The organism is Aquirufa salirivi (assembly GCF_045310485.1).
Classification (GTDB): Bacteria; Bacteroidota; Bacteroidia; order Cytophagales; family Spirosomataceae; genus Aquirufa; species Aquirufa salirivi.
Map to the genome: position 1 here is coordinate 420,757 of NZ_JBEWZH010000002.1, position 14,602 is coordinate 435,358.

16 protein-coding genes are annotated in these 14,602 nt (G+C 38.1%); 6 read left to right on the forward strand and 10 right to left on the reverse strand.

The genetic code is table 11. From position 1 onward, the window contains the following. Positions 1–86 precede the first annotated feature (86 nt). On the forward strand, positions 87–623 hold the full coding sequence (locus U0R11_RS04120) for a DUF1697 domain-containing protein (protein ID WP_406749939.1): 537 nt from the start codon (positions 87–89) through the stop codon (positions 621–623). Positions 624–778: 155 nt separating this feature from the next. Next, positions 779–1,084: a helix-turn-helix domain-containing protein gene (locus U0R11_RS04125; protein ID WP_406749941.1), complete on the forward strand. Its 306-nt coding sequence runs from the start codon at positions 779–781 to the stop codon at positions 1,082–1,084. On the opposite strand, the gene U0R11_RS04130 is transcribed toward U0R11_RS04125, so the two are convergent. Genes U0R11_RS04130 through nusB form a run of 6 tightly spaced genes read right to left on the reverse strand, consistent with a single transcriptional unit; the run spans position 1,081 to position 6,549 of the window. Next, the gene (locus U0R11_RS04130) at positions 1,081–2,868 is read right to left on the reverse strand and encodes a DNA polymerase III subunit gamma/tau (RefSeq protein ID WP_406749943.1); all 1,788 of its coding nucleotides are present in this window, start codon (positions 2,866–2,868) and stop codon (positions 1,081–1,083) included. The genes U0R11_RS04125 and U0R11_RS04130 overlap by 4 nt on opposite strands. 40 nt (positions 2,869–2,908) lie before the next feature. Beyond that, a complete protein-coding gene (gene coaE, locus U0R11_RS04135; protein ID WP_406749945.1) occupies positions 2,909–4,330 on the reverse strand; it encodes a dephospho-CoA kinase in 1,422 nt (473 codons plus the stop codon). Positions 4,331–4,334: 4 nt separating this feature from the next. Then, the gene (gene yajC / locus U0R11_RS04140) at positions 4,335–4,625 is read right to left on the reverse strand and encodes a preprotein translocase subunit YajC (RefSeq protein ID WP_406749947.1); all 291 of its coding nucleotides are present in this window, start codon (positions 4,623–4,625) and stop codon (positions 4,335–4,337) included. Between the two features lie 17 nt (positions 4,626–4,642). Further along, positions 4,643–5,083: a DUF1573 domain-containing protein gene (locus U0R11_RS04145; protein WP_406749949.1), complete on the reverse strand. Its 441-nt coding sequence runs from the start codon at positions 5,081–5,083 to the stop codon at positions 4,643–4,645. A 1-nt stretch (position 5,084) separates the two neighbouring features. Beyond that, complete coding sequence (locus tag U0R11_RS04150; protein ID WP_166375257.1) at positions 5,085–5,384, reverse strand: YtxH domain-containing protein; 300 nt, start codon at positions 5,382–5,384, stop codon at positions 5,085–5,087. A 1-nt stretch (position 5,385) separates the two neighbouring features. Beyond that, positions 5,386–6,549 (reverse strand): transcription antitermination factor NusB, encoded by a 1,164-nt coding sequence (gene nusB, locus U0R11_RS04155; protein WP_406749951.1) that lies wholly within the window; start codon positions 6,547–6,549, stop codon positions 5,386–5,388. Positions 6,550–6,639: 90 nt separating this feature from the next. Here nusB and U0R11_RS04160 point away from each other — a divergent pair, with 90 nt between their 5' ends. Then, a complete protein-coding gene (locus tag U0R11_RS04160) occupies positions 6,640–8,451 on the forward strand; it encodes an ABC transporter ATP-binding protein (RefSeq protein ID WP_406749953.1) in 1,812 nt (603 codons plus the stop codon). On the opposite strand, the gene U0R11_RS04165 is transcribed toward U0R11_RS04160, so the two are convergent. After that, positions 8,422–9,741, reverse strand: coding sequence for a TolC family protein (locus tag U0R11_RS04165; protein ID WP_406749954.1), 1,320 nt, complete (start codon positions 9,739–9,741; stop codon positions 8,422–8,424). The genes U0R11_RS04160 and U0R11_RS04165 overlap by 30 nt on opposite strands. Before the next feature lie 118 nt (positions 9,742–9,859). Here U0R11_RS04165 and U0R11_RS04170 point away from each other — a divergent pair, with 118 nt between their 5' ends. The 3 genes from U0R11_RS04170 to U0R11_RS04180 are packed head-to-tail and all read left to right on the forward strand — an operon-like array spanning position 9,860 to position 12,711. Next, complete coding sequence (locus U0R11_RS04170) at positions 9,860–10,684, forward strand: MOSC domain-containing protein (protein ID WP_406749956.1); 825 nt, start codon at positions 9,860–9,862, stop codon at positions 10,682–10,684. Further along, positions 10,671–11,465 (forward strand): hypothetical protein, encoded by a 795-nt coding sequence (locus U0R11_RS04175; RefSeq protein ID WP_406749958.1) that lies wholly within the window; start codon positions 10,671–10,673, stop codon positions 11,463–11,465. The genes U0R11_RS04170 and U0R11_RS04175 overlap by 14 nt, the downstream gene beginning before the upstream one ends. Then, positions 11,446–12,711, forward strand: a complete 1,266-nt coding sequence (locus U0R11_RS04180) for an MFS transporter (protein WP_406749960.1) — start codon at positions 11,446–11,448, stop codon at positions 12,709–12,711. Before U0R11_RS04175 ends, U0R11_RS04180 begins: the two co-directional genes overlap by 20 nt. Here U0R11_RS04180 and U0R11_RS04185 read toward each other — a convergent pair. From U0R11_RS04185 to U0R11_RS04195, 3 genes are all read right to left on the reverse strand, one after another. Then, positions 12,708–13,265, reverse strand: coding sequence for a hypothetical protein (locus U0R11_RS04185; RefSeq protein WP_406749962.1), 558 nt, complete (start codon positions 13,263–13,265; stop codon positions 12,708–12,710). The genes U0R11_RS04180 and U0R11_RS04185 overlap by 4 nt on opposite strands. Positions 13,266–13,321: 56 nt before the next feature. Beyond that, a complete protein-coding gene (locus U0R11_RS04190; protein ID WP_406749964.1) occupies positions 13,322–13,609 on the reverse strand; it encodes an autorepressor SdpR family transcription factor in 288 nt (95 codons plus the stop codon). 63 nt (positions 13,610–13,672) lie between these two features. After that, positions 13,673–14,602: a hydroxypyruvate isomerase family protein gene (locus U0R11_RS04195; RefSeq protein WP_406749966.1), complete on the reverse strand. Its 930-nt coding sequence runs from the start codon at positions 14,600–14,602 to the stop codon at positions 13,673–13,675.

Genomic DNA, 14,602 nt, shown 5'->3' on the forward strand with positions numbered 1-14,602 from the left:
AATATAGTGGTTGGTTATAGGATAATTAATGGAGAGTCAAATTAGCAATATTATTTATTTTTTTGTGGATATCTAATTCAATTTTAATGGCTACTTATATCTCCTTGCTTCGTGGAATTAATGTGTCTGGTCAGAAGATGATCAAAATGGTGGAGCTAAAAGCCATGTTTGAATCGCTAGGATTTGAAGCTGTTCAGACCTATATACAAAGTGGGAATGTTTTGTTTCAAGACCAATATTTTACGGAACTTGAACTAGTTGAAAAGATTACCTCAGCCATTCTTGAAAGATTTGGTTTTGACGTCCAAGTTCAAGTCTTTAGTGCTCCAATTTGGAATCAAGTGATTGCCAATAATCCCTTTATAGCTTATGACAATCTGGATGAAGCCAAATTGTATGTGAGTTTATTAGCGACCTTACCATTGCCCGAAAACGTGGAAAAACTAGCTAGTTTCGCTTTTCAAGAGGAGACCTATCAACTCATTGATCGAGCAGTTTATTTGTATGTTCCTAAAGGGTATGGTAATGCGAAATTGAGCAATAATTTCTTAGAGAATAAACTTAAGGTCTCCGCTACCACTCGGAATTGGAAGACGATGTTGACTTTGCGTGATATGCTTTAATTAACTTAGAAAACTTTTCTTTTCTTACGTTTTAAAATTATCAGTTTATTGGTAATTATTGTGCTTATTAAATCTTTGCAATGAGTTGACATACTATTTTCTTTCTTTTGTTGAATCGTTCACTTTCAAGTGAGATCAAATAAAATGAAGAATATATGAAGACGAAAAAGAGTGAATTTATTAACTTAAATCAATGTGTAGAATTGAATTTTGGAAAAACTGGCGACAAATTAAGAAATGATTTCGATGTTGGTTTTCAATATTTCAAATTAGAAATTTTGCTTAAGGAAGCAAGAAAGAAAAAAGGCCTAAGCCAAGGAGAACTAGCCATGAAAGTAGGCACGACTAAATCGTATATTTCTAAAATTGAAAATGATGTGAAAGAAGTCCGATTATCTACCTTGAAGAAAATAGTAGAAGTAGGTCTAGGTGGTCAACTTCATATATCCATTGATTTTTAAAATTCATAATCCAAGCCCATCCTTTGTTTCATTTCTACTAGAATGGGATGTTTCTCGGAGAGGTATTCATACTTATCAGATTGGGTATAAAGCACTTTTTTGTCGCTTTTTTCTTGAACAAGGATGTCTAGCTCAATGTCAATATCAAAATTATGCAGCGAAGAGCGCAGTTGGTTTAATACCTCCATCCGAATGGCTTCATTAAACTGCTGAATCTGTAACTCGTTTTCTACTTTTAGATGTAAAACCGTACCTATTAGTTCAATGGGTCGATTCATCATGACAAATTTATTGATGTCCTGATTGGCTTCATAGGCCTTAGCGATTCGAACCCATTCTCGGCTTATATCTGCTAAAGTAAAGGCTTTATTTTCTGCTCCTGTGGCACTTCCTGTCAGTAAAGTAGCTTCTTTTTGCTCGGCTTGTTTGGTTTCAACCAATTTTTTGGCACTTCGCAAACCAGAAGACTGAATGCTTGGTCGGCTAGGAACTGGACTAGGACTAGCTTGGGTATTTTCAGGAACAGCTGTTTTCTCTTCTCTGATGGCTAAGGATGGGGTAGGTGCTTCCTGAACTACAGGTACATTTAATTCTTGTGTAGCACTGTTTTCAACCGGTATATTGGCCGAGGCCTCAAGCTTTTTTCCAGCGCTGTCCTCCACCACAGGTGTTTGCTTAGGCTTGAATACTGAATTTAAGTAGTTGATTTTTAATAAACTTAAATCCAAATGCAATCTTGGATTTTTGGCGCTTTTGTAATTTACTTCACATTGCGCACAAATATTCATGGCTGAGAGTAAAAATGAAGTCGAGGTTAATTCTGCTTGTTTCTTAAACTTGCCTTTGGTCTCTTCACTCATTTCCATTAAAGCTAAGGTCTTAGGATCTTTGGCATACAATAACAAACGCAAATGCTCCATAAGACCTGAAATAAACTGCATGCCATCAAAACCTTTACGCATGATTTCTTCAATGAGTAAAAGAACGGCTGTATGGTTTTGCTCTACTAAGTGATCTGTCAGACTGAAATAATAGTCGCTATCAAGAATATGTAAATTTTCTAAAACTGCTTTATGCCGTAGCGTGTTATCCGTTGAGAAGGTAACATTTAAATCAAACATCGACAAGGCATCACGTAAACCTCCATCGGCTTTGATGGAAATCAATTCCAAAGCAGCTGGTTCGGCAGTTATGTTTTCCTTTTCCGCTATAGATGCCAGGTGCATGGCCATATCCTGCCATTTGATGCGGTTAAAATCAAAGATTTGGCAACGGGATAAAATGGTAGGTAAGATTTTATGCTTTTCCGTGGTAGCCAAGATAAAAATGGCATAGGAGGGAGGTTCTTCCAATGTTTTCAAAAAGGCATTGAAAGCCTGAGCAGAAAGCATGTGAACCTCATCTATGATGTAGACCTTGTAGCGCCCACTTTGTGGAGGATAACGAACTTGGTCTATTAAGCTTCTGATATCATCTACTGAGTTATTTGATGCAGCATCAAGTTCATGAATGGTCAGCGAAGTGTTTTCTTGGAAAGATTGGCAGGAAGAACAAGTACCACAGGCCTCACCCTCAGCACTTTGATTTTCACAATTGATTGTTTTGGCTAAAATACGCGCACAAGTGGTTTTTCCTACCCCTCTAGGACCACAAAATAAGAAAGCCTGAGCCAGGTGATTTGACTTAATGGCATTCTTTAGTGTGGTCGTAATGTGGCTTTGACCTACCACAGAATCAAACTGGGTAGGGCGGTATTTTCGCGCAGAAACAATAAAATTTTCCATACTGCAAGTTACAATTTGAGGTCATAAAACCCAAATCGATTTAAGGGATTTGGAGGGTGGCGCTTACTGGAAAATGGTCTGTTGGATAACGGTTTGACCAGGTCTCCGAATGGGTGGCATGTTGCTCACAACTTACGCCATTTTTCACAAATATATAATCGATTTGACTATTTTCTCTTTCCTCTTTGAAGGCGTTGAAGGTATTCTTAGGACCATAATGGCCTAACTTACTAATGCTTTCTGAATTAGTTAATCGGTCTGAATTCTTAGGGTCTACCAAAATTTGAATCGGTTCGTCATCTGGCTTGGCATTAAAATCTCCTAATAAAATGACTGGACTGTTTTTTGCAATTTCTTTAATTTTAGCTAACACTAATTTGGCACTTTCTCGACGGGCCACCTTACCCAAATGATCAAAGTGTGTATTGAAAACATAGAACTTCTTTTTTGTTTTCAGGTCTTGAAAATGTCCCCAGGTAACGACACGTCTGCAGGCCGCATCCCAGCCAAAACCCACTTTATCACATGAATCGGATAACCAAAATGTCTTTTGTTCCAAGACCTTGAATTTCTTCGTATTGTAAAACAAGGGAGAAAATTCACCTTCTTCTTTTCCATCGTCACGTCCACGGCCAAACCAAGCAAAGCCAGGTAATCTTTCTGCAAAATCTTTGATTTGATGAATAAATGCTTCCTGCATGCCAATAATATCAGCTTGGTGATATTTGACTAATTCAGCACAGTGATCCTTGCGATTGGCCCATTGATTAATGCCATCTGACTTCGTATCCATGCGGATATTAAAGGTCATGGCTTTGATCTGCCCCATACTTGTTTGACTGAAAAGTAGTAGGGTAATTAAAATGATGGAAAGGCGCTTGAAAATGGCCTCTACTTGTGGCCAAACGCGGTCATTTTTACCATTTTGTATAATCAAATTGACACCTTCGGTGTATTGTTCTGAGCTGGGTTGGTTTTGTAACAGTTTCATGTTGTCTTCAAAGGTTAAATGGTTTCGTTTTTGTAATCGTTCCATGCGCTCATTCATGGGGCATTCTATAGCAATTAATTCGCGTATGTATTCAGGTTTGTTTTTATTCGTCAAGAGAGCAGCTTCATACAATTTAAAAGGAGCAGGACTAGGAATTTGAGCCCATTGCTGTAATGCTTCACGTACAGCTGGGTGAATGATGTGGTTTAAAGCCGCCAATAAATCTGGGTTGTCTTTCACTCGACTACGAATATAGCCACGGTTGTAAATACCTTGATTATCAAAGCTTTCTGGACCAAAAATGCCTATGATTTTTTGTTGAATGGCAGGATCGCTATTTACCAATTGGTGGGCAACCTTGTCGGCTTCAAAAATCGGAATGCCTAGACAAGCAAAAATCCGACAAATGATTGATTTGCCGGATCCCATACCGCCTGTGATACCTAAAAGAGGTCGAAGGCTTTTTTCCATCGGTTTACTCTTCTGTTAAGCGAGAAGAAGCATCTTTTGAAATAGCTGATTTTTCGAAAACCACGCGAACACCTTTGCTAGAGTCAATCTCTACTACCAATGTTTTTTCACGAATAGAAACCACTGTTCCGTGTACTCCGCCAATAGTGACTACTTTATCACCAGTTTTTAATTCATCAATGAATTTTTTCGCGTCTTTCGCCTTTTTTTGTTGTGGACGAATCATGAAAAAATAAAACACGACAAAGATTCCACCAAAAAGGAGGATTTGCATAATTTGAGGATTGTTAGCCATAGTTGTTCGTTTATTAATTATTTTTTTCTTCTTTCAATTTCTACTTTGAATGCTACCATATTATCGGATGGCATCGTATTAGCGTAGGCAGTAACGGTTTTTTGTACTTTCCCTTCTTTGCCTTTGGAATCAAAACTTACTTTAATGAAGCCTTTTTTACCAGGCTGTACCAACTCTTTGCTCCATTTTGGGGTAGTGCAACCACAAGATGCATTAACAGTTAAAATTTTCAAAGGCATATTTCCTTCATTTTTGAAATGAAAGGTATAGGATATGCTATCACCTTCGGTAATTTTCCCTAAGTAAACCACGGGTTGGTCAAATTTCATGACAGGATGCTTTTCAACGGAAGGTCTCAGATCCATAGGAATCGATTCTTCGGTTGAGTTTCTGGCTTCTTTCTGTTTGTTCGTGCAGGATAGAAGACATAAAAAGCATAAGGCAATGAAATACTTCATGTTAAGGCTTTGCTTTGATCTGACTCATCATTTTCTCAACATCCTCCAACAATTTTTCAGCTTTAACTTTGGTATCATTGACCACTTTTTTGCCTTCTGATTTCGCCATTGTTTCAGGGATTTCCTTGCCTTCCACAATATCATTGAGTAATTGTTTCAATTGCTCTCTGTATTTGTTCAACTGAAAATACAATTTGTTGCGGGTATTCTCACCTTTATCTGGGGCATATAAAATTCCGATAATTGCACCTGTGGCAGCTCCTACGACAAATGCCCAAAAGGATTTTGATGATCTACTCATATTATTTGCTGGCTATGTCGATTAATCCTCGACCTGATTTAGTAATTATTTTTTCGTGTATCAATCTCAGAGAAATAACATCTAGGATACCGTTGATGAATTGCCCTGATTTTGGTGTAGAGTAATTTTTTGCTAATTCAATGTACTCGTTAATACTTACTTTAACGGGTATGCTGGAAAATTTTATCATTTCAGTCAAAGCCATTTTTAACAAAATAAAATCAGCCATGGCCAAACGGTCAGACTCCCAGTTTTTTGTTTGATCTCCAATCCAAAGAACTAAATCTTTGTCGTTTTGAATCGTACTTTCAAACAACTCTTCGAAGAATAATTGATCATCTTCCCACTGAAGCGCTAAAGGTTGTAGGCTCAAATCTTCTAAGGCATCTACCTTAAATGTTTTGGTCGACAAACTTTTAACTACATCCTTATTAAGGTGCCAATTTAAATCTTTTTCTTCAAAATACTCGGTCATACTCGAGTGTTTTAGAATAAATGTTTTTAAAATATATCGAATCATTTCAATGTCATCTTCAAAGCTTTTTCCAGCCTGAGGAAGGTAGTCGACAAATGTTTGGTCCAATAGGATTACTTCTAAAAACAATTTTTTAATTCGGTTCTCCTCGTCTTCTGACCAGCCAATGTGTTGATCTTCAAAAGCTTGTTGCAAAGCTTTCCATTTGGGCATGATGGCCAATACTTTATTTTTGCTCAGCTGAGAAGTCTTGATGGGATTCTCTAATAAACGGCGATTTTCATCCCAAACGGCAATATTCGATAGATGTTGTAAGTAAAAAAGGATTTTCAGGTATTGCTTGTAGATGGACTCCACTTCCTTCACCATGTCCTTTTTTAACTTCTCTGCAATTTTTTTGGTATTGTTTTGATAAGTGCGATAAACCGACTTAGCTGCAGCCAAAGATTCTGGTGGGATACTCTCTTCAGTTGGGATTTCTTGGAAAAACTCGTTTAATTGAATCTCTGCTAATTTTTTTAAGCCTTCTAGTCGAGGAGCTTGTTCCTCCTTTGCGACCATAAGTGATAAATCAGGCTGAAAAATGACTGCTAATTCGTCAAATGCCAATTGATATTGGGCGCGTTCTTGCGTGTTGTAAGCATACAATTGCTGAAATGCTTTTACGCGAAGTAATCTTCTGTTTACCATCCGAAAATAAAGAGCGTTCTTGTTGTTTGAAACACAAAATTAAGGATTTTAATTGATAAAGATTCTATCTTTGTTGGAAGTAAATTAAGTATGGGCGCACTAAGTCACCTCAATAAATATTTTTGGAAGTATAAATGGCTGCTTTTCTTGGGCATCCTCTTTACCTTTTGTTCCAATTTTTTTGGTGTTGTGCCTGCCCAACTCGTGCGCTATGCCTTAGACTTGGTGACAGAAACCATACACGTTTATTTTTTATTCAAACAGTTTTCTCTTCAAGGCGCATTTTATGAGGTCTTTGCAGCTACTTTATTTTTCTATGGGGGTTTAATTATCTTGATGGCCCTCATCAAAGGGGTCTTTTTGTTTATGGTCCGCCAAACGCTCATTGTGATGTCGCGACATATCGAATACGATATGAAAAATGAGATTTATGAGCATTACCAAACCTTGCCTTTATCATTTTACAGAAAGCAGAATACGGGGGATTTAATGGCCCGCATTTCAGAAGACGTCAGTAAAGTTCGGATGTATGTTGGACCCAGTATGATGTATGGTCTAAACCTAATTTGCGTCTTTGTATTGGTTATTTACTATATGTGGCATGTCAATCAAACCTTGATGTGGTATGTCTTATTGCCGCTGCCCATACTTTCAGTTAGTATTTATTATGTGAATTCCCTCGTTTTGCGGAAGTCGGAAGAGATACAGGCGGGGCTTTCTACCATTTCGACCTTCGCCCAAGAAGCTTTTTCGGGTATTCGTGTGTTAAAATCTTTTGTTCGCGAAAAGGAATCCGTACAGGCTTTTGCAGATGCATCGGCACATTACCGAAAAAAATCACTGGATTTGGTGAAAGTAGATTCTTTGTTCACTCCTTTGATCTCATTGCTAGTTGGTTTCTCCACACTCTCTGTGGTGTATGTTGGATCTCAAGAAGTGATGGCAGGAAGAATCTCCATTGGTAATATTACGGAGTTTATCATGTATGTATTCATGCTTACTTGGCCAGTGACGGCTTTGGGTTGGACTAGTTCTCAGATACAGCGTGCTGCAGCTTCTCAAGGAAGAATCAATGAGTTTTTGCAAGTAAAATCCGAGTTATTGACGGGTAAACAAATCCGCCAAAAGATTCATGGACGTTGGACATTTGAACATGTTGATTTTACTTATCCAGGTACAGATCGCCCCGTTTTGCGTGATATACATATGGAAATTGAGCCAGGAGAATCGGTCGCATTATTAGGAACGACGGGTTCAGGTAAAAGTACGATTGCCGCTTTAATGGCTCGATTTTATGATCCTTCGGCAGGCAAAATCTTATTGGATGGGATAGAATTGAAAGATTGGGACATGGAATTGGTTCGTTCTAATCTGGGTTTTGTACCTCAGGATGTCTTTTTGTTTTCTACCAGCATAGCCGAAAATATTCGCTTTGGTCAAGCTGATTTGAATCAAAAAGATTTAGAGCAAGCTGCCAAATATGCCGACGTGTATGAAAATATCATGGATTTCCCAGATCGTTTTGAAACCATTTTGGGAGAAAGAGGAGTAACCTTATCGGGTGGACAAAAACAACGCGTATCCTTGGCTAGAGCCTTGGCCAAAAATCCGGGAATGTTGGTTTTAGATGATTGTTTATCAGCGGTTGACACGCATACCGAACATAAGATCTTAAATCATTTGAAACATATCATGGAAGGTAAAACCTGTGTGATTATTTCACACCGAGTATCCTCGGCCAAATTAGCGAAGAGGATATTTGTCTTGCATGAAGGACGCGTCGTGGAGCAAGGTACTCATACTACACTCATGAAAAAGAAGGGTAGTTATTATGATTTGTACCAGCAACAATTAAATCAAGAAAAGCAAGATTTAGAGCAGGTTTCCACTCAAACGAATTAACTCGATCTCAGCTGTTTTCGCTGCAAATTTAGCTTCTATCAGTCTAGTCTCAGCGGCTACTGCGTTTCTTTGAACTTCTCTTAATTCATAGGAAGTAGCAATTCCGACTTTAAATCGGTCAAAAGCAATGTCAATGTTTTGCTTGGCTATTCCATAATTTTCCGTTTCCAGATTGATTAAATTTAAGGCGTTTTCGTAATTAACGTAGGCTTTTTCTATGTTAGAAACCAAGGTATTTTTTAGGTCTGCTACCTGTATATCCGCAATTTCAGCATTGATTTTGGCATTTTGAATTCGACGCTTTTGGTTACTTCCATCAAAAATATTGATGGAGGCTCGGATACCATAGTTCATCACATCACTACTACCTTTAGACACACCAAAACCTGCTCCGTTATTAACTGTATTGTAGTTATAACCTGCTACTAGATCGATGACAGGTTGTTGTTGACTCTGTAAATTTTTGATATCTAAATCAGCTACTTTTTTGTTTAATAAAGCGGAAATCAAATTGGGATTCTGCTGCAAAGCTTGGTTTTTTAATTCTTCCAATTTCAATTTGGGCAATAATTCAATGGATGAAACCACATCAAAATCAAGCATGTGATCTCTAACCAGCAGTGTGTTGAAATTGATTTTAGTACTTAAAAAAGATTGTTCTTGAGCTAACAAAAGGGCCTTATCTTCATTATAATCAACCTGAGCGGAATAAAAATCCACTTTTGAACCTTGTCCAACTTCAAAACGATCTTTAGCTAATTTTAAGCGGTCATTAGAAATTTCTAATCCTTTTTTGAAGTTATTGACACGCAAATCTTGACGAATAATATCATAATAGGAAGCGCTGATTAAGGCTATTAAGTTCTCAATGGTAGCTTCTGTTTGCTTAGCTCCTAAATTTTGTAATTCTTTGAATCGATCTCTTAAGACAAACATGCCTTTTCCATCGTACAAAGTCCAAACCATAGCAACTCCCGTATTAGAGGAATTTGAGTTTACACCTGACTGAACTAATGGGGCGCGCAAACCTCCAAAAAACTCCTGATCTAAGCCAGAAATGGTATAGTTTTTGTTGAAATTCCCTGTAATGGTAGGTAGAAATCCAGCATTCCCTAGCGTATTGTCATTCAGAGCTTGTTTTTCTCTTTTCTTCGCAACTTGTATTGAATAGTGGTTTTGTAATCCTTGTTGAATCGCATCTTCTAAATTCAAGCTTTTCTGCGCTTGAGAAGGAAATATACTGACTGATAATGCAACTAGAAGGCTAATGCTTAGGCCTGATATCTTCATAAGGTAATCTATTTGGCATATATAATTAACAAACATAGTGATTTTGATGCATTTTTCGATACTCTTACCACACAAGTACCCATAGCTAATTTGATATGTTTTTAGCTATTTTTGTTTTATGCCTGCTTTAAAAATAACTCAACTCTATATTTATCCCATAAAATCTTTAGGAGCATTGGCTCTACCTGAAGCTCACATGGACATTCAAGGCTTAGCTGGAGATCGCCGGTATATGTTGGTGGATGAGCATGGAAAGTTCATTACGCAGCGTAGCCGTCCAGATTTAACCCGTTTTCAGTTACGAGCACATTCAGATGGTTTTTTGGTGGAAGATAGGAAAACGGGTCAGACCAAATGTTTACATACATCGGTAAAACTGGGGGAATCAATGCCCGTGGAACTATGGGAAGATCATTTGGAGGCCCGCTTAGTTTTAGAAGACTGGTCTCCATGGTTTAGTCAATTGTTGAACGAAAGAGTGTTTTTGGTGCATTTAACAGATGCTTCACCTCGTTTCATTCAGGATAAATATCAAACTCCATTATCGAAAGAAAGTTCATTTGCCGACGCTCTACCTATTTTACTTTGTTCAGAAGCTTCTTATGAAGCTTTGGAAATACAATTGGGAGCTCAGGTAGATCGGTTACGTTTTCGGCCTAACATCATAGTTTCAGGGGCAAATGCATTTGCGGAAGATGGGTGGAAGCAAATTCAAGTGGGGACTGTTCAATTAATGGGAGCTAAGCCCTGTGCTCGTTGTCAATTGATTACGGTACATCCACATCAAGGAACAATCCAAAAAGAAGTGTTACAAGCCCTTTCTCAAATACGGAAAATCGGCAATAAGGTATATTTTGGGCAACAATTTGTGCCACAAATTTTGGGTAAACTGGTTGTTGGAGATCGAATTCGTGTTCAAGTAGAACAAGATGCGGTATATTAGAATTGCCCATTTACTCAGTTTAGATGTTGTTTGGGGCACATTAGCCTTTCAGGCTCTCTTCCATGTAATTTTTTTGCATGAATTACCCAGTTTTCCTGAACAGATATCCATGACCTGTGCTGTTTGGAGTATTTATTTGCTTGACCGAATGATCGATCGTAAAAAGGGATTACATCAAGATGAGCGGCATTTGTATCAATCGAAGCATGTTTTTGTCTTGCAGTTAATCTTATTGGTTTTATTGGTCTTGGGAGGATTAAGTATGCTTTACTTGGCCCCACGCTTGATATTATTCGGTGTTGGATTAAGTGCTATCATGCTGATTTATTGGGCATTATGGTTTGGTGGTTTATTGAGTCGTATTCCCTTCATGAAAGAATTCATGACGGCTATTATTTATACTTTAGGGGTCGGGGCTAGTACTTGGTATCGAATACCTTGGTCATTCTTTGCCTTGCTAATGGCCACGATGATGTTTCTATTGGTTTTACAAAATCTAGGTTTATACACTTTATGGGAAAGAGAAGAGGTAGGATCAATGAAATCAATTCCTAGCTCAAAACGCATTCTACTAGGAGTGGAGGTGCTTTTTTTGGTACTTTATTTAGGTATGTTATTTTACTTTGATGAAAAAATCGCTTTTATGCCATTTGCCATTACATTTGCCATACAAAGTTGGATTCATTACTTTTCAAAAAACAAGTTAGCATCCCGCATTTGGGGAGAACTAGCTTATTGTAGCCCCATTCTGTATTTCGCCTATGAGTTTTTTTCAAAATAAGGACGCTTACAGCGCATTAAAATTTCCTGAGTTCAGGGCCTTTATACTAGGTAATACCTTATTTACTATGGCCCTTTTGATTCAAGAGGTGATTGTATCCTATGAAATTTACAAGATTACCCACAATCCATTGGCCTTGGGTTTAATCGGTTTAGCGGAAGTGATTCCATACATCTCTTTGGCACTTTTTGGTGGACATTATGCCGACAATCGTGATAAGCGCAAGATCATGCAAATTTCTTTGTCGGTCATCATATTTAGCTCTTTTTTATTACTCTATTCTAGCTTACAATTAGATTCACAAAGTCCTGATTTTCATATATATACTATTTATTTTGTCATTTTTCTAATTGGATTGGCCAAAGGTTTTTTTAGTCCAGCCGCTTCTTCCTTAAATCCATTTTTAGTACCTAAAGAGGTTTTTGCCAATGCGGCCACTTGGAACAGCTCTTTTTGGCAATTAGGGGCAATTTTAGGCCCAGGAATGGCCGGTTTTTTATATGCTTACTTGGGTTTATCGGGTTCTTTAGAAACGGTGATTGTGTTTTTATTTGGGGTGATGACATGTTTGTTTTTTATTAAGAAAAGGCCTGTTCCTCCCAAAGCAGTTAGCCATGAATCCATTTGGCAAAGCTTAAAGGAAGGCATCGTTTATGTATTTAAAACCAAGATAATCTTATACGCCATTTCATTGGATTTGTTTTCCGTTTTATTTGGCGGTGTCATCGCCATTTTACCCATTTTTGCGGAAGATATATTGAAAGTTGGTGCCGAAGGATTGGGTATTTTACGTGCAGCACCTTCTATTGGGGCCTTGTTATCCATGGCCTTCATGATTTATTTCCCACCTTTGGATAAGGCTTGGAGAAATTTGTTGATGGCTATTGCTGGATTTGGAATTGCTACTTTAGTATTTGGTATTTCGACCAATTTTTGGATATCCGTAATAGCTTTATTTTTTACTGGGGCTTTTGATTCAGTCAGTGTGGTCATTCGACAAACTGTTTTGCGCTTTTATACTCCTGATGAGATGCGTGGTAGAGTTTCTTCCGTCAATGGGATTTTCGTTAGTTCATCCAATGAACTAGGCGCATTTGAATCGGGAGTGATGGCCAAATTGATGGGAACTGTTCCATCGGTTTTGGTAGGAGCCACTGCCACCTTGGTCATCGTTAGCTTGGTCGCCTTGAATTCGAAAGATTTGCTCAAATTAAAAGTGGCGAAGAAGGTTGAATCGGCTGATTAATCAATGTGGGCCTCTTGGACTAGTCTAGCTTTTTCTTCAGCTTCTTCTTTGTCTTTTCTGGCTTTGATGTGTTCAGGCCAATGTTTCAAGACTTCCGCAATGTTTTTTTTGCTTTCTTGTGCCCACTGAATATCCTCAATTTTACGAATAGGTTCAGCATTTTCGCCCAATAAGGCAGGCATAATTTTAAGAAAATAATCTTTAAGTTTTAAGTCACCCTTTTTGTTTTTGGAAACTACGAGGCTAGCCTCACAATTGAATAAGGAAACGAGCCCATCTGAGGTATTGCCTTCCGAAAAATAGAAGTGATCCAAATTGTGAATATCTATGAATTCAGAAGCAATGAGGCTAGAACCTTTAAAATGAAGTGTTTTTAAGGAGTCTTCATGGACAACCACAAATGAAATTCGTTTGTTACCAGATTTCTCAGCAAAAAAATCACCAATGGATTGGAAGAAATTCCGTTTTGGTAATTGAATTACACCAAGTCCAACCCAATGGGAGGGAAGCTCGGGACGAAGAAAAGATAATGACGCTGGTAGTGAATGATTCATAGGATGGGCAATTTGAAAACGAAATTAAGGAAAGATTGGCTTATGTCAAACCTAATTTAAAGTCGGATTTTAGGCTTCGGCAATTCGAAAAATAAAGTAAAGGGCTGAAACCAAGCATGTATGGATTCGAAGCCCGACTTATTGAGGGTATAGACTAAGAATTGCCCCTTTTTACTGAAGTCGACCAGCTGAGCCTGTTTCAATAAATCCAAGTGATGAGAAATACTTGGCTTGCTCATGTTAAATTGCTGGGCGATAGTTCCGGCATTTTGTGGGCCATGAGTCAAAAAGCGAAGTATTTCTCTCCTTGTTGGATCATTGATAGCTTTGAATACAATATCCATAATATCTTAAATAGTTAAACAAATATTTAAATATAAAGGTGGTATTCCAAATGATCTATGGAATTATCCTTTGTCTTCCTTTCGATAAGCTTCAATTAATTTCACTTCACCTTCTTTTCCTGGATAGAAATTACCATGTTCCATGCCCAATACGCCTGTATATCCTTTCTTTCTTAGGTGTTTGAAAATATTAGCATGATTTACCTCTCCTGTAGTAGGTTCTTTTCTACCTGGATTATCCCCAATTTGCATGTAAGCAATTTCCTCCCAGCATAAATCCATATTCGCTATCATGTTACCTTCATTGCGCTGCATGTGGTACATGTCAAACAAGATTTTACATGCGGAGCTTCCTACGGCCCGACAAATCATATAAGTTTGATCTGAATAGCGAAGGAATAAATCTGGATTATCACTTAAAGGTTCCAACACCATGGTTAAATTATGGGGTTCGAAAATCTCAGCACCACGTTTAAGGTTATCAATTACATGGCCTGTCTGAAGACCTAGAGGCAGTTTACGGTTGAAGTTACCAGGTACTACGGTCATCCATTTGGCATTGCAACGTTTGGCTGTTTCAACGGCTGTTTTGCAAGCCTTAACGAACATGTCCGTAGCTTCTTTTTTACCAGTAGTCATGTGCTGGGTATCAAAAAAACCATCAAATTTCACCACAAAGACTCCCATGGTCATACCTAATTTGGTCAGCGTCTCTCCGATTTTTGCTTGTAGCTCTGGACTTTTCCCCATCATGTCATTGTCTTCCAAAGCACGGAAACCCATCTCATGCATGAATTTCAATTGGTCTATCTCATCTGGACCAGCATGATTTTTAAACATACCAAAATGGGGAGCATATTTTAAGCTAAAAGGAGGCTCCGCAGCAAGGCTATGTACTTGACTTGATGAAGCAGCTAAAGTAGGTTGGCTACTTGTAATACCTGCTCCTAATAAGCTTCCGCCCATCATTTGGGCAAAGGAACGACGATCCAT